We start from the raw sequence: 25,768 nt of genomic DNA on the forward strand, positions 1-25,768 counted from the left end.
GAGAATCTGTACACAAACGTCGAGGTATTAAATTCATTGTAGGCTAAGTATGAAACGACTGTTATTCATTGCATGTACCATCTTTTTGTTTGCTTCCTCCCTCTTGGCACAGGAAGCGGCGACTGATAGCGTGCAAGTCCCTATGCGCAGGCAGTTGTTCGTGATAGTCGATTCTGATACCATTCCTTTATTCGGACTTCGTCCCGTGCATATTTTTTCTACCCGCAAATTTAAGAGCCAGAAAGAGCGATTGGAATATACCAAACTGGTTCGCGATGTGCGCAAGACGCATCCCTATGCCCGTATGATAGCCAATTCGATTATCGAGACCTATCAATATATGGAGACACTGCCGGATGAGAAAGCTAAGCAAAAGCATCTGGAGGAGGTGCAGAAATATATGATGGACGAATACAAGCCGCATTTGATGAAAATGACTAAGAATCAAGGGAAAATACTGATTAAGCTTATCGACCGCGAGTGCAATACTTCTTCTTATACCATTGTGAAATCATTACTTGGAGACCTTCGTGCCGGTGTTTATAACACCTTTGCCGGATTATTTGGGAACAGCCTGAAAACAAAGTATGATCCCGAAGGGGCGGATGCCGAAATAGAAACGATTGTTATTCAACTGGAAGAAGGGTCGCTCGATTATTATATGGCTTCCTCTTTCTACTTCGGGCAGTAGATTAATTCGGCGCTTTGGTGTACAGATAAGCGGCGATGAACGAGTAGATGATATTGGGCAGCCACACGGCAAGTATCACAGGCATAGCACCCGATACGGCAAACGACGAACTGATAGTCTGAAACAAGATGTAAGTCACGCTCAATCCCAATCCTATTCCTATATTCAATCCCATCCCACCTTTCACTTTCCGTGCCGAGAGCGAAGCGCCTATAATGGTAAGGATAAATGCCGAAAGGATAGAGGCAAACCGTTTATGGAACTCCACTTCGAAGGAGGTTATGCTGACATCGCCGACGCTTGCTATGCCTCTCGCCCGCTGTCGTTTGATGTAGTTGTAGAGGTCTGGCGTGGTCATTATCTCGAAATCGGTTGCGGAGACTACAATATCCGAAGGCGTTACATTCAGCAGGGTATCCATAGTTGTCCCTGTAATGATTCTTTCCCTGTTTCCCTCGAAGATACGAATCGAATAATTATTTAATGTCCACGAATTGCTGTCGTTGTATTGAACCCTGCGCGCTGTGAGACGCGATTTCAGGTCTTTTCCGTCGAAATAATCGAGCGCTAATTCGGCGCCGGTCTTGTCCCTGTTGTTGAACCGTCCGAGATAAAAGATGGTACCTTCACCTATCTGCATTTGTGTGCCGTTGGCGTGGGTGGTACTTTTATCCCTGATATATGTATTCATAAAGTCGATGCGCGTCTTATTGGCCGGAGGAATGATAAAGCTGCTGAGTGTAAACGTTAGGGCGGCTATCACGGCAGCCGATATCATATAAGGTTTCATCAGCCGTTTGAAGCTCATGCCGTTGGACAGCATGGCTATAATCTCCGAGTTTTCGGCTAATTTGGATGTAAAGAAGATAACCGAAATGAAGACGAACAATGCGCTGAACAGGTTGGAAAAGTAAGGGATGAAGTTGAGATAATAATCAAAAACAACAGCACGCAGCGGTGCTTCTTTTTCGATGAACTTATCTAAACGTTCGTTGATGTCGAATACGATAGCTACGGATATAATAAGGATGATGGAGAAAATATATGTCCCCAGAAACTTCTTTATTATATATCGGTCGAGAATAGATATTAGCTTCATATTCAGTTTGTTTTATAACCTTCTCGATACGTTTTCCACCATTATTTTTTTCCACGAAGAAAAATCTCCGTTTATAATATGCTGACGAGCTTCGCCGACTAACCACAGGTAAAATGCCAGATTATGAATCGAGGCGATTTGTAGTGCCAGTATCTCGTTCGTGATAAACAGATGGCGAAGATAGGCTTTTGTGTACAAAGTATCAACGAATGACGCGCCATTTTCTTCAATCGGGCTGAAATCTTTAGACCATTTAGCATTTCGCATATTCATTATGCCGTTTTTGGTGAAAAGCTGCCCGTTGCGACCGTTGCGCGTCGGCATGATGCAGTCGAACATATCCACACCGCGCTCGATGGCTTCGAGCAGGTTGGCGGGAGTGCCCACCCCCATCAGGTAGCGGGGTTTGTCTTTCGGCAAAATTTCGTTCACCACCTCTATCATTTCGTACATCTTTTCGGTCGGTTCGCCTACGGCCAATCCGCCGATGGCGTTTCCGTCCGCTCCTTTAGATGCTACATTTTCGGCAGCCCGTTTGCGCAGGTCGGGGTAGACGCATCCCTGTACGATAGGGAAAAGCGCCTGCCGGTAGCCATATTCGCATTCCGTCTCGTCGAAGCGTTTGATGCAGCGGTCAAGCCAACGTTCGGTCAGTTCGAGCGATTGCTTGGCATAAGCGTAATCCGCATCACCCGGCGTACATTCGTCGAAAGCCATGATGATGTCTGCACCGATTGTCCGTTCTATGTCCATCACCGATTCGGGCGTAAACATGTGCTTCGAGCCGTCGATGTGTGAGCGGAAAATAGCGCCTCCTTCCGTCAGCTTCCGGTTTTCAGCTAACGAAAATACCTGAAAGCCTCCGCTATCTGTTAAAATAGGCTTACTCCAACTGTTAAATTTGTGCAGCCCGCCTGCCAGACGCAGCACTTCAAGCCCGGGACGTAAATACAGGTGATAGGTATTACCCAGAATAATCTGGGCATGTATGTCTTGTTCCAATTCGGTCATATGCACGGCTTTTACCGCACCTTGCGTGCCTACGGGCATGAAGATGGGCGTTTCGATTTGTCCGTGGTCTGTCGTAATCAGTCCGGCACGTGCATGCGAATAGTTGTCGGTATATTGTAATTCGAAATCCATTAAGCGGGTTTGCTTACTAATTTATTCACTTTCTTCCTCTTCTTTCGGAAGTAAGTCTTTCATTTGGACTAATGTAATGGTTGTTTTGTTCTTTTTCAGTACGATAAATTCATAATCTTCCGAAACTAATTTATCGCGTGTAGTCGGTATCCGTCCGAATTTGTCGATGAGATATCCGGCCAGTGTATCGTATTGTCCCTCTTTGTCGATAGGATGGGGGAGATCGTCGTTGATGTCGTCCATCGCGGCAGTGGCAAGCACCTGATAAGTGCTGTCACCCGTTTTTTCCACGAAAGGCGTTTCGTTATCGTATTCGTCTTGTATTTCGCCGACGATTTCTTCCAATATATCTTCCATCGTGATGATGCCTTCGACACCTCCGTATTCGTTTATCACCATCGCTATTTGCTGGTGTTTTACCTGAAACTCCTTGAGGAGCGCACCGATACGTTTTGTCTCGGGGATGAATGTAACGGGACGGACAATAGAACGGATATTGATAACATCCTCGTCCGATTTGTTTTCGCGCATTTTGCGCAGAATATCTTTCAGGTGCACTACACCGATGGTATTGTCTATATTATCCTCGTAGCACGGGATGCGGGAATATCCTTCTTCGATAACGAAATCGAGCGAACTGTTGTCATAGTCGTTCACGTCGATGGCTACCACTTGCGTCCGCGGAACCATAATCTGCTTAGCTGTACGGTCGGAGAAATCGAACGCATTTTGTATCAACTCATAGTCGGGGCCTCCCGTTTCTTCTGAATTTCCGCTTTCTTTTACTTGGTCGACCAAGTATTTCAATTCGTCGCTGCTGTATGATTCCTGTTCGGTCACTACATGCAAGCCCACGGCTTTGATGACTAAGTTGGCTATTCCGTTGAGGACATAGATAAATGGCTTGCAGACAAGGTAGAACCAGTGCAGGGGATACGAAACGATGAGGGTGGTTTGCTCCGCCCGCTGGATGGCCAGCGATTTAGGGGCAAGCTCGCCTAATACAATGTGCAGGATGGTGATAACAACGAATGCTGTCACCAGCGCTATTTTGTGAACGATAGACGGGTCTACCGAGAGATTGAACAAATCGAGCAGGCTCAGCAACAATTTAGATACGACAGGTTCTCCCAGCCAACCTAATGCAAGGGATGAAATGGTGATACCGAACTGCGTTGCGGCAAGATAAGCATCGAGATGATGGGTGATGTGCTTGGAGAGTATCGCTCTTTTGTTACCTTCCTGGATTTTGATTTCCAGCTGGGAAGAACGGACTTTGACGATAGCAAACTCTGCTGCCACAAAGAAACCGTTGAGAAATACAAAGAAAAAAGTAATTAAAACAGAAAGAAAAATATCCATCTTTTAAATTGAATGTTCAATGTTGCAAAGATAATATTTCATTGCATCATATCTTTAATTAAATCAGACTATTTTTAGCCGACCGGCGATTTATTTATTAAAAAATCTTATTTGAGCGGGAGCACTTCAATCCAGTAATCGTCGGGGTCGTTGATGAAGTAAAGCCCCATCGACGTGTTTTCGTAGCACACAACGCCCATTTCTTTGTGGTAGGCGCGCATAGCATCATAGTCGCCTTCCATACGCATACACAGGTGACTTTCGTTCTCGCCTAACTCGTAAGGTGTACCGGCATGGTCGCGCAGCCATGTCAGTTCGAGGCTGAACGGCGACACGCCATCGCCCAGATAGACAAGGATAAACGAACCGTCGGAGGCTTCTTTGCGACGGACTTCTTTCAGCCCCAAGGCTTTGTTGTAGAATTCGATACTTTTTTCGAGATTGGTCACATTGATATTGAAATGGTCGAATCTGCCTTTTACTTCCATGTTATATATAGTTTTTTAGATGATTATACTTTCTCCTGTGGATTTCCAGCAAATATACTGACAATGATGCTTATGGGCAATAGGCTCGAATAATTTTATTTTGTCAGGGGAGGCAGTGAAATGCATAGGCGCTAATACATCGGTTTGTATGGCTTCTATAAATTCTCTGGCGCCTTTCATAAAATCTTTGCCGAGACGGGCATCTATCGGAAATATCGCTAAATCCAAGTGCTTTACTTCCTTGCTTATTTCAGCTAACTCGTTATGATAAAAGTCTTCGGCTTCTTCTACCTCTTTGGCAGTCGATTCCTCGTTCCAGTGCCAGTTGTTGAGGTCGCCTGCATGGAAGTATCTTTTGCCTTCAACTTCGATGTAAAACGATATGCCCAAATCGGTAGAGCCGTATGCTTTTATCTTCAAGAACCTGTCTTCGTAAGTCTCTGTCTTTTGCAAGTAAAAGGCATCTCCTACCTTGCTTTTCCCTTCGTCTAAAAGGTCTTTCGAGAAGATGTAAATAATATCTTCCATTGGCGTTTCCCATCGAAGGATATCGGGATTGAAATGGTCGTGGTGCGAGTGCGAAACCAATACGTACAGCAGTTTTCCACTTGCCAGAAGTTGTTCCAGATACTCATCCGTACGCTTGTCCATGCTTTTATAGTAGTCGATAATAATAGCAAAATCATCGAATTCTAATACAAAGCCGCTGTGGTATATATAGGTCAGTTTCATATCGTTTCTAAAGATAGGGAAATTATAAATATGTTCAACAACATGTTTTAATGATTCGCCGATATTTTGAGAAAAGGGCTATTATTAGTTCCTTTGTTTAGCCAAACGATTAACCAAAGTGAATAGTTCATATTCACAACCTGAAGCTTTGACCTGATAAATTTTATTTGTTAGTCTGTATTATTATGGGCTTGCGTCTCGTCATAAAATAATAGCCGAAATATATTTTAACTACTTAACTAACATATATATAATACCTCATAGAGAATTATGGTTACAAGAAGGAATTTTTTGAAGACAGCCGGACTGGCATCGGCCGGACTTGCTGTCGGAAGTATTAACCCATTGAAAGCTGAAAGTTATAAGCGGGTAGTGGGAGCAAACCGCAAAGTCGATATTGCATACATCGGTATCGGTAACCGCGGCGAGCAAATTATTCTGGGTGATTTTGAAAAGACCGGCATGGTGAATGTTGTAGCGCTTTGCGATATAGACATGGGCGCTCCGCATACACGAAAGGTGATGGCTAAATACCCGAAAGCCAAGCAATTCAACGATTTTCGCGAGATGTTCGATAAGATGGGCAATCAGTTCGAGGCGGTTGCTATTGCAACGCCCGACCATTCGCATTTCCCTATCTGTATGATGGCGATGGCCTACGGCAAACATGTCTTTGTGGAAAAGCCGATGGCACGCACTTTCCTCGAAGCGGAACTGATGATGCAGGCTGCCCGTAAATATCCGAATGTGGTGACACAGGTCGGCAACCAAGGGCACTCCGAAGCGAACTATTTTCAGTTCAAAGCATGGCAGGATGCGGGAATCATCAAAGATGTGACGCATGTAGTGGCTCACATGAACAATCCGCGCCGCTGGCATGGATGGGACACGAATATCTATAAATACCCCGAAGCGCAGCCGATTCCGAAGACATTGGACTGGATGAACTGGCATTGTGCCGTTCCATATCACGAGTATAACAACAAATATGACAACGGCGAATGGCGTTCGTGGTACGATTATGGTATGGGGGCACTGGGCGACTGGGGTGCGCATATCCTCGACACGGCGCACGAATTCCTTGACTTAGGTTTACCGTACGAAGTGAATCCGATAAAACTGACGGGGCACAACGATTATTTCTTCCCTACATCGTCGACTATACAATTCAAGTTCGGGCCGAGAGGTAATATGCCTGCCTGCGATATTACTTGGTACGATGGGGTAGACAACCTTCCGCCTATCCCCGACGGATATGGCGAGTCGGCGCTCGATCCTAATATACCGGCTTCGGGCGCAGGCGAAATCAAGAAAACAACTATCAATCCGGGCAAAATTATTTATAGCAAAGAGCTGACATTCAAAGGGGCTTCGCATGGCAGCACGCTGTCTATCATACCCGAGAGCAAAGCCCGCGATATGGCTTCGAAATTGCCGGAAGTGCCGAAAAGCCCGTCGAACCATTATGAGAATTTCTTGCTGGCCTGTATGGGAATGGAGAAAACACGTTCTCCGTTTGAGATACATGGACCATTGAGTCAGGTATTCTCGCTGGGAGTGATGGCGCAACGCCTGAATACGAAATTCTATTTCGACAGCCGCACCAAGCAGATTACGAATAATGCCTTTGCCAATGCTATGTTGTCGGGTATTCCGCCACGCAAAGGATGGGAAGATTTTTATAAACTATAATTTAACCAATATATCATGAAGAAAAATATACTATTCGTACTACTTTTTCTCTTTGCGGCTTCGTTGGTAGCGCAGGAAAAATGGGAGCCTCTCTTTAACGGGAAGAACCTGAAAGGCTGGAAAAAGCTGAACGGAACGGCCGAATATAAAATCGTAGACGGTACGATTGTCGGTACTTCGAAAATGGGTACGCCCAATACATTTCTTGCAACGGCAAAGAATTATGGCGATTTCATCCTCGAGTTCGATTTTAAAGTAGACGACGGCCTCAACTCGGGTGTTCAATTCCGCAGCCTGAGCAAAAAAGACTACGACAAAGGCCGCGTGCATGGTTACCAGTTCGAGATAGACCCTTCGGGTCGTGCTTGGACAGGAGGTATCTATGACGAGGCGCGCCGTGGATGGCTCTATCCGATGAACTACAATCCTGCCGCCCAAAAAGCCTATAAGCAGGGATGGAATAAAGTACGCATCGAGGCTATCGGCAATTCTATCTGCACGTGGGTCAACGATATTCCGTGTGCTAATGTGTGGGATGATATGACGCCGGAGGGATTTATAGCCCTCCAAGTACATTCAATCGGGAACAAAAAAGAAGAAGGCAAAACAATAAGTTGGAAAGATATCCGTATCTGTACGACCGATGTGGAAAAATATAAACGCTCGTCGACAGCACCCGAAGTAAATGCTATCACCAATACGCTTTCTCCTAAAGAGGCGCAGGATGGCTGGAAACTTCTGTGGGACGGACAAACGACCAACGGCTGGAAAGGGGCACGATTGGCATCTTTTCCGGAGAAAGGCTGGGTAATTGATAAAGGGCTGTTGAAAGTGATGCGCAGCGATGGCGGCGAATCCACCAACGGCGGCGATATCGTCACTACCCGCAAATACAAGAATTTCATTCTTAAAGTCGATTTCAGAATAACACAAGGCGCCAACAGTGGTATCAAATACTTTGTGAATCCAGACCTGAACAAAGGCGAAGGTTCGGCAATCGGTTGCGAGTTCCAGATTCTGGACGATGAGAAGCACCCCGATGCTAAATTGGGCGTGAAAGGCAACCGGAAACTGGGTTCGCTTTACGACCTCATACCTGCCCCTGCCAACAAGCCGTTTAATAAAGGGTTGTTTAATACGGCTACTATTGTGGTGAAAGGCAACCATGTGGAGCATTGGTTGAACGGAACGAAGATTCTTGAATACGAGCGCAACAACGATATGTGGAATGCCCTTGTTGCTTACAGTAAATATCGCGACTGGCCTAACTTCGGCAACTGGGCGGAAGGGAATATCCTACTGCAAGACCATGGCGATGAGGTATGGTTCAAAAACGTGAAAATTAAAGAATTACCATAATTACAAGCATACATACAAACAGCAATTTACAAGTAAAAAGTCCCGGGATTATTCTCGGGCTTTTTTTGTTAATACGGGGCAATTATGTGGCTGGAAATTTATCAGTAATTTAGTTGCGAGTTACAAGTAAACAAGTTTACGAGAAATAAGTAGAACTATGTTGCTTTTTTGCTATGTGTCCTATTTTAGTTGATTGCCTCCACTTTTAAGTGGAGGTATAGATATGGGCTCTTTGAGAAAGGCTTTAGCCAAATCTTTTTGACTAAAGTCATTGTTTCGGGGAATGAACTTTACCCACGCCTTAAAAGGCGTGGCAATTCTCTTATTTTATGAATAGGACAATGGTTTGCTCCGTTCAGCATGGAAGGTACATTAAAAGTAACTTTGTGAAAATGCCCGAGATGAGTAGAGGTATGTTATTTTTTTGTCACTTCGAACGAAGGTGAGAAGTCTCCTCCTTATTGTGTGACGAGATGCCTCAGATAGACTTCGGCATGACAAAGAAAAAAGATATACATGAAAAATATTCGAGATGAATATACTTTTTCTCTGCTGTTTTACCTTAACCAATTCATAATGAGGTCAAAATAAGGGTAGCAAAAGTAACAGCAAGGTGACAAAAAAGTAACACTTTTGTCACTTTTGAGAGGGGATATAAAAGTCAGCATTGATTCGCTTTAAACGGCAGATTGTTGTATATTTGCTTTTGATTAAGGCATTTTATTACAAAAAGAAGAAATATGAAGATAGCAATTGTAGGTGGCGGCAATATGGGAGGCGCTATTGCTTTAGGGCTGGCGAGTGGAAACTTATTTGCACCCGAAGATATAACGGTTATCAACCGCCGTCAGGAGAAAGCCGATGAATTGAAACATGCTTGCAAAGGCATAAATGCAGTTGCAAATGATTATATTTCTATCAGTCAGGCGGATATTGTTGTGTTGGCGATAAAGCCTTGGTTGATAGCAGATTTTGTAGGAGATTACAGTCCGTTTCTGAATAATCCGAAGCAACTGCTGATTTCGGTGGCTGCTGGAATCACCCTCGCCCAGCTATCGGAATGGACATCCGACGATAAGCCTGTCTTCCGTGTGATGCCTAACACTGCTGTTGCAGTCAAACAAAGCATGACATTTGTCAGTGCAGCAAACGCGACGCCCGAACAAACCCAATTGGTGATGGACATTTTTGCCGAAGTGGGAAAAGTAGAACTGATAGAAGAGAAGCAAATGGTGGCAGCCATGTCGTTGGCTTCGTGTGGAATAGCCTATGCTTTCCGCTATATCCGCGCGGCATCCGAAGGGGGAGTGGAAATGGCCTTTTCGGCATCCAAATCGAAAGATATTGTCATCCAGACTTTGCGCGGAGCTATCGAGTTGCTCGAGGCAAACGGTACGCATCCCGAAGAGGAAATAGACAAGGTGACTACGCCCGGAGGTATTACCATAAAGGGTTTGAACGAGATGGAACATGCCGGATTCACATCTGCCGTGATTAAAGGTTTGAAAGCCAGTTTTATAAAATAAATGTTAGTAAAAATTAATTATTCGGCATGTAAATTTATATCCTTGGAAGACTGATTTCATATTATATATGTTATCTTTACGAATTAAGTGGTATCTATGTTCATGTGAGAGCTTTAAGATACCGTTCTGTCGCGGAAAGTCTTGTCTGTGAGGCAAATGTAGCTCGAGTTGTGCTCCTTTCCGTACCTGAACCCTGAGAAAGAAAAAACAATATATATAATGATTTACAAATGGAATTATCATGCCCTTACACCACAACAAACAGAAGAAAGAGATAAGTTAGCACAGGAGATGTCTATCAGTCCTGTCCTGGCTCAATTGTTGGTACAACGAGGTATCACGACCGGCCAGGCAGCGCGAGGATTCTTTTATCCGAGCCTCAAGGACTTACACGATCCTTTTCTTCTGCCCGATATGGGTAAAGCGATAGAAAGAATAGAAAAAGCGTTGGGGCAAAAAGAACGCATTCTTATCTATGGCGATTATGATGTAGACGGAACAACAGCCGTTGCTCTGGTTTATAAGTTCTTACGAAAGTTTACGACAAATCTCGATTATTACATCCCCGATCGTTACGACGAAGGGTATGGTATCTCGGATCAGGGGATAGACTACGCATCCGAGACGGGTGTGAAGCTGATTATCGCCCTCGATTGCGGTATAAAATCCATTGATAAAGTCGATTATGCCAAAGAAAAAGGGATAGACTTCATCATTGGCGATCATCACATGCCCGACGAAACCTTGCCCGATGCCGTGGCGGTTATCGATGCCAAGCGGTTGGATAACAAATATCCTTACGAGCATCTTTCGGGTTGTGGGGTAGGCTTTAAGCTGGTGCAGGCGTTAGCGCAAAACAATAGGATGCCTTTCTCGGAGCTGAACGATTTGCTCGACCTCGTAGCGGTGAGCATAGCTTCGGATATTGTGCCCATAACAGGCGAGAACCGCATTCTTGCCCATTATGGACTGAAACAAATCAATGCCAATCCCAGCCTTGGCTTACGCGGAATAATCGATATCTGCGGACTGGCAGGGAAAAAGATAACGATAGGCGATATCGTCTTCAAGATAGGCCCGCGTATCAACGCCTCAGGCCGTATGATGAACGGGAAAGAAGCCGTAGCCCTTCTGCTGGCAAGTTCGGTGGACGAAGCCCGTAAAATGAGCGAGAATATCGACCATTATAACGACGATAGGCGCGAACTGGACAAGCGCATCACCGATGAGGCTAATAGCTTCATAGACGGGCATCTGGACATGCTGAAAAAGAAGAGTATCGTTATCTATAACGAGAACTGGCACAAGGGTGTAATCGGAATCGTGGCTTCGCGCTTGACGGAGAAATACCTGCGTCCGGCTATCGTATTGACGAAGTCGAATGGGCTGATTACTGGTTCGGCGCGCTCGGTTGCGGGATTCGATGTCTACAAAGCGATAGAGTCGTGCAAGGATATCCTCGAGAACTTCGGAGGGCATACCTATGCCGCAGGCATGTCGCTGAAAGAGGAACATCTGTCAGAATTTCGCCGCCGCATCGAGGAAATATCCACCGAGGCCATAGCGCCCGAAATGATGCAGCCTCAAATTGATATAGATGTGGAGTTGACATTCAAGGAGATTAACCAGAAGTTTACGGATGATTTGGCGATGCTTGCCCCGTTCGGCCCTGAGAACGAAAATCCGATATTTATGACCCGCAAGGTGATGGACTACGGTACGAGCAAGCTTGTAGGTAAGTCGGATATGCACATCAAACTGGAAATGATAGATCAGAGCACTTCTTTGCCTGTCAATGGCATTGCGTTCCGCCAGGGAGATGTGTTCGGCAGTATAAAGAACGGTAACCTGTTCGATATTTGCTATACACTCGAAGAAAATAACCATCGGGGCAAGAAAACGATGCAGTTGTATGTAAAAGACATAGATACAACTAATTATTGAGCCTTATGAGAAAGACGTGTGTTTTATCGGCTATTCTGCTTTTGCTACTGTTTGTCTCATGTAACGGAAAAAGCAAGAATAATATGGAAACAGACAATAAGAATGAAGTACCATACGAGGTGCAGTCGGGGAAAGTGATTCCGGCAGATAAATACCTTGTGGGCGAAGATACATTGTATGTTACGCTGGTGGGGCACGGCTCTGTTATGCTCGAGTATAAAGGGCAGATTATCCATATCGATCCTTATTCGGCTGTTGCTGATTATTCGGAGTTGCCCAAAGCCGATTTGATCCTGTTGACGCATGAGCATCGGGATCATTTGGATATGGAAGCCTTGAAATTGGTGGAGAAAGAGGATGCTTTGACAAGCCTCATGCTCTCACAGTCGTGTTATGATATACTGAAATATGGCGAAGTGTTGAAGAATGGTGATATTGCTTCGTGGAATGGAATAGGAATCGATGTCGTTCCGGCTTACAATATAAAGCATGCGCTCCCTGATGGCAAACCATACCATCCCAAAGGACGTGGAAACGGTTATGTCCTGAAGTTCGGTAAGCCCGGATTTGTCGTGTATATAGCCGGTGATACGGAAAATATACCGGAGATGGATGTCTTGAAAGGAAAAGTGGATATTGCATTTCTGCCACAGAATTTACCCTATACGATGGATGCCAATATGTTTGTTGATGCGGCATTAAAGGTACAGCCGAAGTATCTGTACACGTACCATGCAAAGGAGGGGGAGATGATCCAATCCAAACGCATCGACAATAATGGGATTGAGCACCTTATTCGTCCGATGTCTAATAAGAAATAGTTACAGGTAGACAAGTTACGAGTTACAAGTTGGTTATTCAGAATACCTATGAAACCGAATGGATAAGTATCATGAAGTCTTGCATCGATATTGGGGATATACTTCCTTCCGTCCGTTGCAGGAAGATATTATCCATGCCATAAGCGAGGGCAAAGACACCCTCGGGCTGATGCCTACGGGGGGCGGTAAATCCCTTACTTTTCAGGTTCCGGCAATGACAAAGGAGGGAGTGTGTCTGGTTATTACCCCTTTGATTGCTTTGATGAAGGATCAGGTAGACAACCTTCGCCAACGGGGAATCAGAGCCTTGTCCGTCTATTCGGGTATGGCCCGGCATGAGATTATCACGACACTCGAAAACGCCATCTTCGGCGACTATAAATTCCTCTACGTCTCGCCCGAACGGCTATCTTCCGACATCTTTCTGGTGAAAATGCGCGAGATGAATATCTCGATGCTCGTAGTCGATGAGGCGCATTGTATCTCGCAGTGGGGGTACGATTTCCGCCCTTCTTACCTGCAAATAGCCAACTTGCGCGAATTGCTGCCCGAAGTGCCTGTGTTGGCTTTGACGGCAACGGCTACCCCCGAAGTAGTGGATGATATACAGAATAAGCTCCTGTTCAAGCAAAAAAATGTATTCAAGACCAGTTTCGAAAGGAAGAATCTGGCTTATCTGGTGCGCCATGCGGAAGATAAGAATGAGCAATTGGTCAAGATATTGAACCGTCTGCAGGGAACGGCGATTGTCTATGTCCGAAGCCGCCAGAAGACAAAAGAAATAGCCGAATACCTGCAACAACAGGGCTTTTCGGCAGACTTCTTTCATGCGGGACTGCCTCATACGGATAAGGCGAGGAAGCAAACGGCGTGGAAGAACAACGAATGTCGCGTGATTGTCTCTACCAATGCCTTTGGGATGGGGATAGATAAGCCCGATGTGCGTTTGGTGGTGCATATGGATTTGCCCAACGCCATAGAGGAATATTTTCAGGAGGCGGGGCGTGCCGGTCGCGATGGATTGGAGGCTTATGCCGTGATTCTGTATAATAAATCGGATGCGACCAAGCTGAAAAAGCGTATTGTAGATGAGTTTCCCGACCGCGATTTTGTAGCGCAGGTGTACGAGCGTCTGGCGTTCTACTTTCAGGTGGCCGAAGGAGCAGGGTTGAATATGACCTACGACTTCAACTTGAAGGAGTTTTGTGCCAATTATAAGTTGCCGATGATACCTGTGCATAGCGCCTTGAAGCTATTGGCGTTAGCCGGATATATCGATTACAGCGACGAGATTGATAACCGTTCGCGCCTGCTGTTTACTGTCTATCGGGACGAGTTGTATCACTTCAATTTCGATAAAGATACCGATGCGGTTATCAGTATTATACTACGCTTATATACAGGGCTTTTTACCGATTATGCCCATATCGACGAAGGGGCGATTGCTACCCGTTTAGAGATGAAGCGGAAAGAGGTGTATGAGATACTGAAAATGCTGGACAAAAGGAATATTATAGACTATATCCCGCATAAAAAGATGCCGTTGGTGACATATCGGCAAACGCGTGTGGATAAGAAATACCTTACTATTCCGCGCCTGATATATGAAGACCGGAAGCTGCGCTTCGATACCCGTATAAAAGCAATGACAGATTATGCACAGCAGCAATCCGTTTGCCGGAGCCGTTATTTGCTCAATTACTTTGGCGAGGAAACATCTAAGGATTGCGGACATTGCGATGTTTGTCTGGCTAAAAACGATTCGGGGCTGACCAATAAACGTTATAACGAAATAGCGGATGCTTTGTGCGGATTGTTAAAAGAAAAACCTCTTCCGATAAGCCTGCTTATAGAGACTTTAGCCATCTTCCCCGCAAAGGATGTAACAACAGTAATCCGCTTCGAAGCAGACAAAGGTACTTTCCGTATAGATGGCGAAATGGTCGCTCTGAGTAGGCAGGAATCATAGTCCGACGCTTTCGCGCAGGAAATCAATCGATTCGAAAATATCTTCTTTACTGGCCGACTGGTCTATCTCTATTTTCCCAATATCCGACAAAAAAGTGAAGTTTATCTTATCTGCCGCAGCATTCTTCTTGTCGTGCTTCATCAAGTCGTAGAGTTGTTCGTAGTCGTCGCAGTCGAAGATAAAATCAGGGTAGTTGTCGCGGATAAAATACACCGTCGGGTAGAATTTCTCTTTCGGGAAATGGCAGTATTTATGCGATAAATATAACTCACAGACGATTCCCCAAGCAACTGCATATCCGTGTTGAACGGGCTTGTTCTTTTCATAAGAAAGGCTTTCGAAAGCGTGTCCGATAGTATGCCCCAGATTCAAAGCCTTGCGGATACCTTTTTCGAAAGGATCTTGTTCCACGATTCTCTCTTTAACCTTTACGGAGCTGAACGTGAGTGTTTTTAATCGCTCGTAGTCAATCTCCTCCGTATCGAAAGAGGTAATCGCTTTCCATTCCTTATCGCTATCCAGCAAACTGTGCTTAATCATTTCGGCATATCCCGAGAGTAAGTTCTGATGGTTGAGTGTCTTGAAAAACTCCGAGTCTATCAAAACGGCTTCGGCAGGAGCAAACGCCCCGATTTCGTTTTTCAGACCGTCGAAGTTAACACCCGTTTTACCTCCCACGGCCGCATCTACAGCGCCGAGCAGGGTAGTGGGTATATTGATACACTTGATTCCCCGTTTGAAGCAGGCAGCAGCAAAGCCGCCAATATCGGTCAGCATTCCGCCGCCCAAATTAATAAGCAGAGAATGGCGGGTTGCCCCATGTTCAACTAAATAATGCCATATCTGCGACAGGGTGTCTATGCTTTTGTGCGTCTCCCCCGAACCGATAGTGATTTTTCCGGCTTGCGCGATGTACTCATTCCCTGCAATAAGCGGATAGCAAAGCTTATCGGTGTTGACATCGGTCAGCACGAACAGTTTATCGAAACTTAGTTGTCCGATAATGGCGGATAAATCCTTGTCGAGGTCGGAGACTTTTATTATTTGTTGCATAGATTCCTATTTAAAATAGCTGTCTTTATCGAACTTGTAGCCGTTCAATACTTCCTGAATAGTCATTGCTCGTTTTCCGGGAAATTGAAGCTGTTGCACGTCGATGTATCCATCGGGGCAGGTAACATGCAGATAAGTCTTGTTGTCGGTGTGGATGCTCCCCACGTGATGAGACGATTCCGATAAAGTATAATTAGCTGCGTATATTTTCACCATCAAAGGCTCTTGGTCACCACAGAGAAGCCCTGTCCAAGCGGCAGGGTAGGGCGATAGTCCGCGGATATGGTTGTAGACTTGCCATACAGACTTCGTCCAATCAATCCGGCAAGTATTTTTGAATATCTTCGGAGCGGCTTTCAATTGACCTTCATCCGAATAAAGTTGCTCCTGTGCAACGGCATCGACTTTGTCCTCCAGAATCAAATCGACTGTTTTCTGCACGAGTGTTGCCCCCAGATGCATCAATTCGTCGTGAACCTTTCCGGCATTGTCTTTCTCGCCGATGGTTATCTTTTCTTGCAGGATGATTTTTCCTGTATCTATTTCGTGTGTCAGGAAGAAGGTGGTTACTCCCGTTTCCTTCTCGCCATTGATGACCGCCCAATTGATAGGGGCAGCCCCCCTGTATTGGGGGAGGAGGGAAGAGTGAAGATTAAACGTCCCCAATCGTGGCATATCCCACACTACTTCGGGGAGCATGCGGAAGGCTACAACAATCTGCAGGTCAGCTTCCCATGCTCTTAACGCTTCCAAAAAGGTTTCATCTTTCAGCTTTTCGGGTTGTAATAGCGGAAGGTTCTTTTCCAATGCATATTTTTTGACCGGCGAGTGCTGCAATTGCATTCCGCGTCCGCCCGGTTTATCGGGCATCGTGATTACGCCTACTATATTATAACCGTTCTCTACTAAAATACGCAAACTCTCGACCGCAAAGTCGGGAGTTCCCATAAATACAATCCGCAAATCCTGTTTGTTCATATTTCTTTATCGTGTGTGCTGAGATTGATTCGACTTGTTTTTGTTCAGTGGTTCCCCTTTGAAAAATAAGGTTCTTATCAACCACAACAAGACTGCCGCGACACAGATCAACGCTACTGTTATAGCAGCCTTAACTATCAGCAGCCACGAGATAGGATAAATATCCCAAATGGACAAAAAGGTGAGTATGGTACCGGTGATGACCACAATCGTAGAAAGTATGCCTATTGCTATCTTCATAACTAACAATTTTTAGTGTTTGGGGCTGAAAAATAATATCCATGTAAAGATATTACATTCTGCCCAAGATACCTTATCATAAAAAAGTAAAAATATAAAAAAAGGCATAGATTCCTGAAAATCGATTATAATCTTTCTATCTTTGGCGCGTCAAATTTTAATAATTAACAAATGAAACAGAGACAATTTAATCAGAATCAGGGCTTTCGCTTCAAACGATTTGTGCGGAAGTCTTATGCTGCGTTCAATAGCCTGAACAAAGCAGTTACTATCGGGGTTGTTGTCGGTTCGGTGCTGACAGTGGCGCATACCACGAATGCTGTTGCCCAAACGACCGATATTCAGCAACGTAGCGAGTTAATGGAAAAAGAGCTGGACGAGGTGATGGTGACTGCCTCGCGCGCCGAAATGCCATTGAATGAGACCGCCAAGACGATTACCGTTATCACCAAAGAGCAAATCTCGCAGGCGCCCGTCCGAAGTATCGAAGACCTCTTAGTCTATCTGGCCGGTGTAGACGTTATTCAGAGAGGCCCTCACGGAGTACAAGCCGATATATCGGTGCGAGGGGGAACAGCCGACCAGACAGCCGTACTACTCAACGGTATCAATCTTACAAACGCACAGACAGGACACTACAGTTACGACCTTCCAATCAATCTTTCCGACATCGAACGTATCGAAATCATTCAGGGTTCATCATCCCTCATATATGGTGTGAGCGCTTTTGCGGGTGGTATCAACATCATCACGAAAAAGGATGCCGATACCAGAGCCTATCTGCGCGCAGGTGCGGGCGGACACGATTTGTTTGAGGCGGAAGCCCGGGGAGCATTAAAGACAGGTATAGCGACTAATACCTTATCGTTCGGATACAAGACATCGAACGGATACATCGCCAATAGCGATTACGACATTTATAATGCCTTATGGCAGACGCGGCTAAGTCTTGAGAATCAGTCGAAGATAGACTTTCAGTTGGGATATAATAACAAGCGTTACGGGGCAAATACCTTTTATTCTCCTGCCTATCCCAACCAATACGACCGTACAGATACTTATCTGGGGACGGTGAAAGGAACATTTGGCCGCCAATTCAAAATAATGCCGGCCTTGTATTGGGTAAGGCATCACGATCAATTTGACCTAATCAAGAACAGTACATCCGGACGAAACTATCACCGAAATGACACATACGGAAGCAGCCTCAACCTGCAATATAAGTGGCGATGGGGTACAACCAGTGCCGGAGGCGAAATGCGGCGCGATGAGATATTGAGCAGCAATATAGGCAAAAATATTAGCCGCCACGGAGCATACTATAGCAAATACGACAGCCGCACGAATACAAGCATTGCAGCGGAACATTCGATGCGGATAGAACAATTTACCTTATCGGTGGGGATGATGGCTAATTATTCTTCGAATGAGGATACATGGCGTTATCTGCCGGCTGCAAGCGTGAGCTATGCACCTGACGAACGGCTGAAATTTCATACCTCGTGGAGTAAAGGGATGCGCCAGCCGACTTTTACCGATTTGTATTATAAAGATCCGACACATTTAGGCAATGATTCGCTGAAAACAGAGCGTTCCGAGAATCTGGAATTGGGTTTCAAATACCGCAATCATTTTATGTCGGCCTATCTCACCGGCTACCTGATGTGGGGCAAGGATATGATAGACTGGGCACAGCGCCCAAATTCGGATGTGTGGGAGTCTCATAACCTGTTCAAAGTGAACAAACAAGGTGTAGAAATGGGCGTCCGATTCAACCTATACTATTTGTGGGATAAGCTGGGCGAGAATACGACACTCTCGCTCGATTATGTCCGTCAGCACCAGAAAAGGAACAAGATGGAGTTAGGTGTCGATAATTCGAGTTTTATAATGGATTATCTGCGCGATAAGTTCACCGTTTCGCTTACGCATTCGATAATAGATAATCTGTCAGTCAGTTGGTATTTCCGCATGCAAAAGCGTATGGGTGGATATAAAAGATACCGCAACGGCGCTTTGGAACAGCATCTGACGCCATACCCGTTCTATAGCCTGTTGGATGCGAAAATCAATTACCGCCTCAAAGCGTTCGACTTCAATCTCTCTGTCAATAACCTCTACAACCGTCATTACTTCGACCGGGGGAATATTCCTCAATCCGGTTTCTGGATGATGGGCGGAGTATCGTATACGTTTAATTAATAGTTACGAGTTATAAGAAGAGCCTCCCTACGGGGAGGTTTGGTGGGGCTAATTAACTAAAAGACAATTTATGGAAATATTACTTACGATTATATGTTGCCTCCTGCCGATAGATACGGCAGAATTTCGCTTGCAGAATGGCGACCTTATTTTTCAGGAGGCATGTCCCAGCAACCTCGAAAATTCTATCAAAGCGGTGACAACCAGTATCGACGATTACCAGTTTACGCATGTGGGTATTGTTTATATCGATGAGAATGAGACTGTTTTTGTTTTGGAAGCGACACGGCCGCAGGTGAAGCTGACGCCACTGAATGAATATCTGTATCCCGAAAAATATAAAGATTGCTATCCTAAATCGGTTGTCGGACGATTGAAAGCGGCGTATCAGCCGCTTATTGCCGATGCTTTGAGGGAGGGTATGTTGTTGATAGGGAAAGCGTACGACTATGGTTTTGTACTCGATAACGACAAATATTATTGCTCGGAGCTGGTATATGACATCCTGAAAAAAGCGAATGACGGGAAAGATGTTTTCCCGCTGAATACCATGACTTTCAAATCGAAGGAGACAGGAGAAATAACGCAAGGTTGGAAAGACTATTTCGATTATTTGAACCTGTCTGTTCCGGAGGGCGAACCGGGTATCAACCCGGGAGCCATGTCGCGTTCGGAAGTTGTTGATATAGTGTACAGTTTCTGATAACAAAAAAGCAGGTAGCGAATTTTGCTACCTGCCTGTTATAGAATCCCTTGCAAGGGTGAATCTTAGTTGTACATCTTCTCGCGAAGCGCTTTGATATCGTCTGATGTGACGTAGTCGTCATAAGTCATTAGTTTGTCGATAACACCGTTTGGCGTAAGCTCGATAACACGGTTCGAAACGGTTTCGATAAACTCCTGGTCATGCGAAGACATTAATACGATTCCTTTGAAGTTGATTAATGTATTGTTAAATGCCTGTATCGATTCCAAGTCGAGGTGGTTGGTTGGTGAATCGAGCACAAGGCAGTTAGCATCCTTCATCATCATGCGGGCAATCATACAACGCATCTTTTCGCCTCCCGAGAGGACTTTGGCACTTTTGAGCACCTCTTCGCCCGAGAATAGCATACGGCCTAAGAAGCCTTTGATATATATTTCGCTCGTATCGCTCGAGAATTGGCTCAACCAGTCTACGAGACTGATATCTTCCTTGAAAAAGTCGCTGTTGTCGAGCGGCAGATAAGCAGAGGTGATAGTTTGCCCCCAGCTGAATGTGCCCGAATCGGCTTTCATCTGTTCGTTGATAATCTCGAAGAAAGCTGTCATCGCACGCGGGTCTTTTGACAGGAAAATAACCTTGTCGCCCTTTTCTACGTTGAAGCTGATTTTGTCAAAGAGTACCTTGCCTTCTACCGACTTTTTCAACTCGTTCACTTCCAGGATCTTGTTTCCTACTTCGCGGTCGGGCGTAAAGATAATTCCCGGATAACGGCGCGAAGATGGCTTAATCTCTTCGATATTCAATTTTTCCAACATCTTCTTGCGGCTGGTAGTCTGCTTCGACTTAGACACATTGGCGCTGAACCGGCGGATAAACTCTTCCAGTTCCTTCTTCTTCTCCTCTGCCTTCTTGTTCTGGTTTTGTTGTTGGCGGAGGGCTAACTGGCTCGATTCGTACCAGAAGCTATAGTTTCCGGCAAACATATTCACCTTGCCGAAGTCGATGTCTATCGTGTGTGTACATACCGAGTCGAGGAAGTGACGGTCGTGCGAAACGACTAATACAGCCGTATTCTCGCAGTTGTTGGCGAGGTAGTTCTCGAGCCACATCACTGTTTCGAGGTCGAGGTCATTCGTAGGCTCATCCAACAGCAGGTTGTCGGGATTACCGAACAAGGCGCGGGCGAGCAGGATACGCACTTTCTGCTTACCGCTCATGTCAGCCATCTGCTGATAGTGCAGGTCTTCCGTAACGCCTAATCCGCTGAGCAGCATAGCTGCATCGCTTTCAGCGTTCCAGCCTTCGAGTTCGGCGAATTTCTCTTCCAATTCCGAGGCGCGGATGCCATCGGCATCGGTGAAATCCTCTTTCATATATAGCGCGTCTTTCTCTTCCTTGATGTCCCACAGTACGGTATGTCCCTGCAAAACGGTGTCCATCACCGACTGGTTGTCAAATGCAAAGTGGTCCTGAGACAACACCGACAGGCGCTCTCCCGGGGCAAGGCTGAAACTGCCTTGTGTAGCATCTTTCTCTCCGCTTAGTATTTTGAGAAAAGTGGACTTTCCTGCACCGTTTGCTCCGATGATTCCGTAGCAGTTGCCGTTTGTCAGCTTCAGGTTTACTTCCTGAAACAATACTCTCTTGCCAAATTGTATTCCTAAATTAGAAACTGTAATCATAATCTTCCTTCACTAAAAAAGGAGCTTTGATACTCCTTCTTTCTCTTCTTTTGTTTATATAATCAATTAATCTTTTATTCTGATAGTCGTCGACTTCCTTATCTCGGGCGTGACGCTGAACAGGCGCAGCTGAATGCCATCCCAAGCCTCTATTTTGACGTCGGTCATCGGTTTGTTATAGATATATTTCTCGAACCCGTACAGGTAGGCAAAGTGTGCCTGATAAGCCGGTTTGGCAAGCTCTTTGGCTATTGCGTCATAAGACTTCTTATCCCAGAACATGCAATCGTTGTATCCCGACGATATAGTGAAGCGTACACTCGGGTCGCGATAGAGCATTGTTTCGGTTATGAATTTCTTATACCCGTCGGACAAGGATTCCTTTGTATGGTCGAATTTCTTATTGTTGAGTTTCTGTATTTTGTAGCCTGCCCGTATGCCTACGCGGTATGCCGGCGAACCGGGAATAACGTCCTGAATGGTAACGAGGTTGTCGGTGTTGAAATACATCCCTGTATAGTTGTAACGGTTGAATTTGACCTCGTATTTGCTGCTCGTCTTTCCCGTTGAGTAAGGGAACTGCATCAGTATCAACGGTGTCATGATGCGGACGTATTCTTCGAGCGGGTATTTCTCAGCCAATAATTCCTGTATGTTGCAATCCCACACCTGCGTCATCTTCTCGGTGTCTATTATCTTCTTGTCGTAGAAGCTGATGCCGAACTCGACAATGTATTTGCACCTTTTCTCTGCCGATTCGTCCGAGGCATTCAGAGCCGGTATGGCAACCATTTTTCCGTGGTCTTTGTCGAAACGATATGCCGGCGCTACCGAATCGGTTGCAGCAGCTGAATATTTGGCATTGGGCGAGAATGAATAGTATGTCTGGATGAGTATATCCGGATTCTGGGTGTCGCGCACCATGCCTTTCGATTGCAATTCCATACTCACCAGATTGGTGATGTAGGTATCTATGGCAGGGATGCTTTGCCCCGGCTCGGTGTAGAAATCGTATGTATGGAAGTAAGTATAATCGGCATTGTCGTGCGGTGTTATTTTCACGGGTAGCGTAAAAGTCTGGCTATTGGTGTCTTCGAGGCTATAGAATGAGAAAAATTCAGACAGTTGCTGCTCGCTTATCGCATTCGTATTGATACAGTTGCGGGTTAGCGTGTATTCCTGAAAGCTGGTGCTTTGGTTGCGAATGGTGAATTTCACAGTCGGGTCGTACACATCGAACAGCCAGCGGGCGATAGTCGCATTATCGCGCAGAAAGGTAGCCTGCCCGTTGATTTCCATGATGATATCGTTCACCCTGAAGCCTGCTCTTTCGGCCGGTGAGTTTGGTTCTACGTCGGTAATCACCAATTCGCCGTAACCCCAATTCGGATTCTGGCTGAATTCGAATGTTATTCCGTAATAGCAGTTTTTATCAGTTAGTTGAGCATTGATATTCAGTATACCAAATGCAAGAAAAAGTAGGATAACGTAATATTTTCTCATTGCTAACTACCGGGTAAATAATTCAGGGTACAAATATATGATTTTTTAGTGGTTAAACGAATCGTTAGTTTCGATAATTATTCAGTAACTTTGTCTGATATTAACCAGAACTATAAAACAGAAAGGAAAATATATGTTTTCGGGAATTGTAGAAGAAGCTGCTCCTGTTGTGGCATTGAGGCCTGAAGGAGAGAATTTGCACATCACGATGAAGTGCTCTTTTGTGAACGAGTTAAAAATCGACCAGAGTGTGGCGCACAACGGCGTTTGCCTGACTGTGGTGAGCCTCGATGATAATACCTATACTGTGACGGCGATAAAGGAGACTTTAGACCGTTCGAATCTCGGTTTGCTCGAAATTGGAAGCAAAGTCAATTTGGAACGTAGTATGTTGATGAACGGGCGCTTAGACGGGCACATCGTTCAGGGGCACGTCGACCAGACGGCTACCTGCACCAAAGTAGAAGAAGCAGGCGGTAGCTGGTATTATACTTTCGAGTATAAGTTCGACCGCGAAATGGCTAAGAAAGGTTATTTTACGGTAGACAAAGGTTCGGTGACCGTCAATGGTGTCAGCCTTACGGTGGTAGCGCCTACGGATAATACCTTTCAGGTAGCTATTATCCCTTTCACACATGAACATACGAATTTTCACCAGATAAAGGAAGGAACGGTCGTAAACCTCGAATTCGATATTATCGGTAAATATATCAGCCGCTTACAGCAATTCTGATCCCTGTCTATATGATTCGATACATATTGATTTTCTTCTTTTCATTATCTCCAATCGTCCTTTGCGGCCAAACCGAAGGGAAAGTGGCTTTAGAAGAGAAATTGCAGGAGGTATATAAAGAAGATCAGGCCATACGTAAAAGTTTATCTAATATTAGCCGAGAATGGGCAGGCAAACCTGAGTTGAGGCAGAAAATAGATAGCATTGTTGCCGTAATACAGAAAAAAGATTCGGAGCACCAGCTATATATTTCTACTATTTTAGATACAAATGGTTGGCCTTCAGATTTGTCATCTAAAGCGAATACAGCTATATTTCTGGTCATACAGCACGCTCCATTGGATTATATGAAGAAATACAGTGAAATGGTTTCGGAACAATATGCAAATGGATTGATAGAACCAAGCCTGTATGCAATCTTCAAAGATAGATTGTTGATGTATAGTGATGAAAAGCAACTGTATGGTTCTCAGACAATGAACGGTTATGTATGGCCGATAGAAGATCCTGAAAATGTAAATGCGAGAAGAGAAAAAATGGGGCTGTCTACGATGGAAAAGTATTTAGAAATGTTCTCTAAATCAGGGGTAACCATTGTTTGGGAAAAAGATATTACAGTAGAAGAGCTGAGAGCTTTAATTAAAAGATAAGTAAAAATAAAATATAAGAAATATGGATTTTTACGAATTAGTTGCTCAACGTCAGAGTTGCCGCAAATTCGATACGGAGCGGATTGTCGACCGCGATACGATTAACCGTATTCTGGAGGCTGCCCGCCTGTCGCCCTCGGCATGTAATGCGCAACCGTGGCATTTTATCGTTGTAGACGAACCCGAAATGAAGAATAAGGTTGCCGATGCTGCTTCGACCAAATTGCTTGGGATGAACCATTTTACCAAGCAAGCCCCCGTACATATCGTGGTGGTGGAGGAGAAAATGAACGCTATGTCGGGTATCGGGAGTGTCATAAAGGATAAACACTTTGCTTTCCTCGATATCGGTATTGCCGCTACCCATATTTGCCTGGCTGCCGAAGCCGAAGGCTTGGGAACGTGCATATTGGGCTGGTTTGGCGAGAAGAAGATGAAAAAGCTACTCAACGTGCCGGACAATAAGCGCATTGTATTGGATATCCTTATCGGCTATCCGGCGCAACCGCTACGCGAAAAGAAACGGAAACCATTCGGGGAAGTGGTTTCTTACAATACCTATAAATAACACACAAAAAATGAAAAATCTGAAATACTGGCTTGGCCTGTTGCTTATTGCTATTGTGACCGTCTGGTCGGGCATCGATGCTTACGAAACGACTCTTTGGTTTCTCGAAGCCGGATTGTGCTTGGTGGGGGTTGCAGCCTTGCTGTTGACTTTCAATAAGTTTAAATTTACAAACCTGACCTATACGATTATTTTCTTCGAGTTTATCATATTGCTGGTCGGCGCGCACTATTCCTATGCGCGTGTTCCTTTGTTCGATTGGATTCGTGAAGTATTCGACCAGGACAGAAATAACTATGATAAGCTGGGACACTTTTTCCAAGGCTTTGCACCGGCATTTATCTCCCGCGAGATACTTATCCGCCTGAAAGTGTTGAACAAACGTAGCTGGCTGCCTTTCTTTGTTGTATGTATTTCGCTTAGTATAAGTGCTTTCTACGAACTGATAGAATGGTGGGGAGCTCTGCTTATCGAAAGTTCGGCCGACGACTTCTTAGGCATGCAAGGCTATGAATGGGACACACAGTCGGATATGCTTTGCGCTATGCTCGGGGCTATCAGCATGCTCGTTTTCTTCTCCAGATGGCAGGATAAGCAGATAAACAAGCTGACAAACGAAAAATAGCC

At 45.1% G+C, this 25,768-nt stretch carries 23 protein-coding genes; 13 read left to right on the plus strand and 10 right to left on the minus strand.

Annotated features, from left to right (window positions below):
• Positions 1-49 precede the first annotated feature (49 nt).
• The gene (locus D0T66_RS11895) at positions 50-691 is read left to right on the plus strand and encodes a DUF4294 domain-containing protein (RefSeq protein ID WP_163357520.1); all 642 of its coding nucleotides are present in this window, start codon (positions 50-52) and stop codon (positions 689-691) included.
• 1 nt (position 692) lies between these two features.
• Here D0T66_RS11895 and D0T66_RS11900 read toward each other — a convergent pair whose 3' ends face one another.
• The 5 genes from D0T66_RS11900 to D0T66_RS11920 all read right to left on the minus strand — a co-directional run bounded on the left by D0T66_RS11900 (position 693) and on the right by D0T66_RS11920 (position 5,515).
• Complete coding sequence (locus D0T66_RS11900) at positions 693-1,790, minus strand: LptF/LptG family permease (RefSeq protein WP_163357521.1); 1,098 nt, start codon at positions 1,788-1,790, stop codon at positions 693-695.
• Positions 1,791-1,802: 12 nt separating this feature from the next.
• Entirely contained in the window at positions 1,803-2,933 is a 1,131-nt protein-coding gene (tgt, locus tag D0T66_RS11905) for a tRNA guanosine(34) transglycosylase Tgt (protein ID WP_163357522.1), read from the minus strand.
• Positions 2,934-2,954: 21 nt separating this feature from the next.
• A complete protein-coding gene (locus tag D0T66_RS11910) occupies positions 2,955-4,295 on the minus strand; it encodes a hemolysin family protein (protein ID WP_163357523.1) in 1,341 nt (446 codons plus the stop codon).
• A 107-nt stretch (positions 4,296-4,402) separates the two neighbouring features.
• Positions 4,403-4,783, minus strand: coding sequence for a VOC family protein (locus D0T66_RS11915; RefSeq protein WP_163357524.1), 381 nt, complete (start codon positions 4,781-4,783; stop codon positions 4,403-4,405).
• Between the two features lie 15 nt (positions 4,784-4,798).
• Positions 4,799-5,515, minus strand: coding sequence for an MBL fold metallo-hydrolase (locus D0T66_RS11920; RefSeq protein ID WP_163357525.1), 717 nt, complete (start codon positions 5,513-5,515; stop codon positions 4,799-4,801).
• A 270-nt stretch (positions 5,516-5,785) separates the two neighbouring features.
• Here D0T66_RS11920 and D0T66_RS11925 point away from each other — a divergent pair, with 270 nt between their 5' ends.
• The 6 genes from D0T66_RS11925 (at position 5,786) to D0T66_RS11950 (ending at position 14,826) form a co-directional block, all read left to right on the plus strand.
• Positions 5,786-7,207 (plus strand): Gfo/Idh/MocA family oxidoreductase, encoded by a 1,422-nt coding sequence (locus D0T66_RS11925; protein ID WP_163357526.1) that lies wholly within the window; start codon positions 5,786-5,788, stop codon positions 7,205-7,207.
• Positions 7,208-7,222: 15 nt separating this feature from the next.
• Positions 7,223-8,566 carry a DUF1080 domain-containing protein gene (locus tag D0T66_RS11930; RefSeq protein WP_163357527.1) on the plus strand — a complete coding sequence of 448 codons (1,344 nt, stop codon included), beginning with the start codon at positions 7,223-7,225 and terminating at the stop codon, positions 8,564-8,566.
• 740 nt (positions 8,567-9,306) lie between these two features.
• Entirely contained in the window at positions 9,307-10,092 is a 786-nt protein-coding gene (gene proC, locus D0T66_RS11935) for a pyrroline-5-carboxylate reductase (RefSeq protein WP_163357528.1), read from the plus strand.
• 219 nt (positions 10,093-10,311) lie between these two features.
• Positions 10,312-12,036 carry a single-stranded-DNA-specific exonuclease RecJ gene (gene recJ, locus D0T66_RS11940; RefSeq protein WP_163357529.1) on the plus strand — a complete coding sequence of 575 codons (1,725 nt, stop codon included), beginning with the start codon at positions 10,312-10,314 and terminating at the stop codon, positions 12,034-12,036.
• A gap of 83 nt (positions 12,037-12,119) precedes the next feature.
• On the plus strand, positions 12,120-12,857 hold the full coding sequence (locus D0T66_RS11945; RefSeq protein ID WP_163357530.1) for an MBL fold metallo-hydrolase: 738 nt from the start codon (positions 12,120-12,122) through the stop codon (positions 12,855-12,857).
• A 58-nt stretch (positions 12,858-12,915) separates the two neighbouring features.
• Positions 12,916-14,826 (plus strand): ATP-dependent DNA helicase RecQ, encoded by a 1,911-nt coding sequence (locus D0T66_RS11950; RefSeq protein WP_163357531.1) that lies wholly within the window; start codon positions 12,916-12,918, stop codon positions 14,824-14,826.
• Here the strand turns inward: D0T66_RS11950 and aroB are convergent.
• The 3 genes from aroB to D0T66_RS11965 are packed head-to-tail and all read right to left on the minus strand — an operon-like array spanning position 14,821 to position 17,097.
• Positions 14,821-15,879 carry a 3-dehydroquinate synthase gene (gene aroB / locus D0T66_RS11955; protein WP_163357532.1) on the minus strand — a complete coding sequence of 353 codons (1,059 nt, stop codon included), beginning with the start codon at positions 15,877-15,879 and terminating at the stop codon, positions 14,821-14,823. The two genes, D0T66_RS11950 and aroB, sit on opposite strands and share 6 nt — an antisense overlap.
• A 6-nt stretch (positions 15,880-15,885) precedes the next feature.
• Entirely contained in the window at positions 15,886-16,857 is a 972-nt protein-coding gene (fmt, locus tag D0T66_RS11960) for a methionyl-tRNA formyltransferase (protein WP_163357533.1), read from the minus strand.
• 6 nt (positions 16,858-16,863) lie between these two features.
• Positions 16,864-17,097 carry a hypothetical protein gene (locus tag D0T66_RS11965; protein WP_163357534.1) on the minus strand — a complete coding sequence of 78 codons (234 nt, stop codon included), beginning with the start codon at positions 17,095-17,097 and terminating at the stop codon, positions 16,864-16,866.
• A gap of 171 nt (positions 17,098-17,268) precedes the next feature.
• Between D0T66_RS11965 and D0T66_RS11970 the strand changes: the two genes are divergently transcribed.
• Both D0T66_RS11970 and D0T66_RS11975 read left to right on the plus strand, forming a co-directional pair.
• A complete protein-coding gene (locus tag D0T66_RS11970; protein ID WP_163357535.1) occupies positions 17,269-19,299 on the plus strand; it encodes a TonB-dependent siderophore receptor in 2,031 nt (676 codons plus the stop codon).
• A gap of 70 nt (positions 19,300-19,369) precedes the next feature.
• Positions 19,370-20,002, plus strand: a complete 633-nt coding sequence (locus D0T66_RS11975) for a YiiX/YebB-like N1pC/P60 family cysteine hydrolase (RefSeq protein ID WP_163357536.1) — start codon at positions 19,370-19,372, stop codon at positions 20,000-20,002.
• Between the two features lie 65 nt (positions 20,003-20,067).
• Here D0T66_RS11975 and D0T66_RS11980 read toward each other — a convergent pair whose 3' ends face one another.
• Positions 20,068-21,687 (minus strand): ABC-F family ATP-binding cassette domain-containing protein, encoded by a 1,620-nt coding sequence (locus D0T66_RS11980; protein WP_163357537.1) that lies wholly within the window; start codon positions 21,685-21,687, stop codon positions 20,068-20,070.
• Between the two features lie 66 nt (positions 21,688-21,753).
• Positions 21,754-23,190 carry a PDZ domain-containing protein gene (locus D0T66_RS11985; RefSeq protein ID WP_163357538.1) on the minus strand — a complete coding sequence of 479 codons (1,437 nt, stop codon included), beginning with the start codon at positions 23,188-23,190 and terminating at the stop codon, positions 21,754-21,756.
• A 133-nt stretch (positions 23,191-23,323) separates the two neighbouring features.
• Between D0T66_RS11985 and D0T66_RS11990 the strand changes: the two genes are divergently transcribed.
• Genes D0T66_RS11990 through D0T66_RS12005 form a run of 4 tightly spaced genes read left to right on the plus strand, consistent with a single transcriptional unit; the run spans position 23,324 to position 25,766 of the window.
• On the plus strand, positions 23,324-23,923 hold the full coding sequence (locus D0T66_RS11990; RefSeq protein WP_163357539.1) for a riboflavin synthase: 600 nt from the start codon (positions 23,324-23,326) through the stop codon (positions 23,921-23,923).
• A gap of 11 nt (positions 23,924-23,934) precedes the next feature.
• The gene (locus D0T66_RS11995; RefSeq protein WP_163357540.1) at positions 23,935-24,573 is read left to right on the plus strand and encodes a DUF6624 domain-containing protein; all 639 of its coding nucleotides are present in this window, start codon (positions 23,935-23,937) and stop codon (positions 24,571-24,573) included.
• A 22-nt stretch (positions 24,574-24,595) separates the two neighbouring features.
• Positions 24,596-25,141 (plus strand): nitroreductase family protein, encoded by a 546-nt coding sequence (locus D0T66_RS12000; RefSeq protein ID WP_185154839.1) that lies wholly within the window; start codon positions 24,596-24,598, stop codon positions 25,139-25,141.
• Between the two features lie 10 nt (positions 25,142-25,151).
• Entirely contained in the window at positions 25,152-25,766 is a 615-nt protein-coding gene (locus tag D0T66_RS12005) for a DUF2238 domain-containing protein (RefSeq protein WP_163357541.1), read from the plus strand.
• The last annotated feature ends 2 nt before the right edge of the window (positions 25,767-25,768 follow it).

It is taken from the genome of Dysgonomonas sp. 25 (assembly GCF_010501075.1).
GTDB lineage: Bacteria > Bacteroidota > Bacteroidia > Bacteroidales > Dysgonomonadaceae > Dysgonomonas.

Bases quoted from the DNA above. Each gene is read 5' to 3' on its own strand.
- D0T66_RS11980 (WP_163357537.1), bottom strand. From the start codon at position 21,687: ATGATTACAGTTTCTAATTTAGGAATACAATTTGGCAAGAGAGTATTG.
- recJ (WP_163357529.1), top strand. From the start codon at position 10,312: ATGATTTACAAATGGAATTATCATGCCCTTACACCACAACAAACAGAA.
- D0T66_RS11945 (WP_163357530.1), top strand. From the start codon at position 12,120: ATGGAAACAGACAATAAGAATGAAGTACCATACGAGGTGCAGTCGGGG.
- D0T66_RS11985 (WP_163357538.1), bottom strand. From the start codon at position 23,190: ATGAGAAAATATTACGTTATCCTACTTTTTCTTGCATTTGGTATACTG.
- D0T66_RS11925 (WP_163357526.1), top strand. From the start codon at position 5,786: ATGGTTACAAGAAGGAATTTTTTGAAGACAGCCGGACTGGCATCGGCC.
- D0T66_RS11990 (WP_163357539.1), top strand. From the start codon at position 23,324: ATGTTTTCGGGAATTGTAGAAGAAGCTGCTCCTGTTGTGGCATTGAGG.
- D0T66_RS11910 (WP_163357523.1), bottom strand. From the start codon at position 4,295: ATGGATATTTTTCTTTCTGTTTTAATTACTTTTTTCTTTGTATTTCTC.
- D0T66_RS11970 (WP_163357535.1), top strand. From the start codon at position 17,269: ATGAAACAGAGACAATTTAATCAGAATCAGGGCTTTCGCTTCAAACGA.
- D0T66_RS12000 (WP_185154839.1), top strand. From the start codon at position 24,596: ATGGATTTTTACGAATTAGTTGCTCAACGTCAGAGTTGCCGCAAATTC.
- D0T66_RS12005 (WP_163357541.1), top strand. From the start codon at position 25,152: ATGAAAAATCTGAAATACTGGCTTGGCCTGTTGCTTATTGCTATTGTG.
- fmt (WP_163357533.1), bottom strand. From the start codon at position 16,857: ATGAACAAACAGGATTTGCGGATTGTATTTATGGGAACTCCCGACTTT.
- D0T66_RS11895 (WP_163357520.1), top strand. From the start codon at position 50: ATGAAACGACTGTTATTCATTGCATGTACCATCTTTTTGTTTGCTTCC.
- aroB (WP_163357532.1), bottom strand. From the start codon at position 15,879: ATGCAACAAATAATAAAAGTCTCCGACCTCGACAAGGATTTATCCGCC.
- tgt (WP_163357522.1), bottom strand. From the start codon at position 2,933: ATGGATTTCGAATTACAATATACCGACAACTATTCGCATGCACGTGCC.
- D0T66_RS11915 (WP_163357524.1), bottom strand. From the start codon at position 4,783: ATGGAAGTAAAAGGCAGATTCGACCATTTCAATATCAATGTGACCAAT.
- D0T66_RS11975 (WP_163357536.1), top strand. From the start codon at position 19,370: ATGGAAATATTACTTACGATTATATGTTGCCTCCTGCCGATAGATACG.
- D0T66_RS11900 (WP_163357521.1), bottom strand. From the start codon at position 1,790: ATGAAGCTAATATCTATTCTCGACCGATATATAATAAAGAAGTTTCTG.
- proC (WP_163357528.1), top strand. From the start codon at position 9,307: ATGAAGATAGCAATTGTAGGTGGCGGCAATATGGGAGGCGCTATTGCT.
- D0T66_RS11995 (WP_163357540.1), top strand. From the start codon at position 23,935: ATGATTCGATACATATTGATTTTCTTCTTTTCATTATCTCCAATCGTC.
- D0T66_RS11950 (WP_163357531.1), top strand. From the start codon at position 12,916: ATGGATAAGTATCATGAAGTCTTGCATCGATATTGGGGATATACTTCC.
- D0T66_RS11920 (WP_163357525.1), bottom strand. From the start codon at position 5,515: ATGAAACTGACCTATATATACCACAGCGGCTTTGTATTAGAATTCGAT.
- D0T66_RS11965 (WP_163357534.1), bottom strand. From the start codon at position 17,097: ATGAAGATAGCAATAGGCATACTTTCTACGATTGTGGTCATCACCGGT.
- D0T66_RS11930 (WP_163357527.1), top strand. From the start codon at position 7,223: ATGAAGAAAAATATACTATTCGTACTACTTTTTCTCTTTGCGGCTTCG.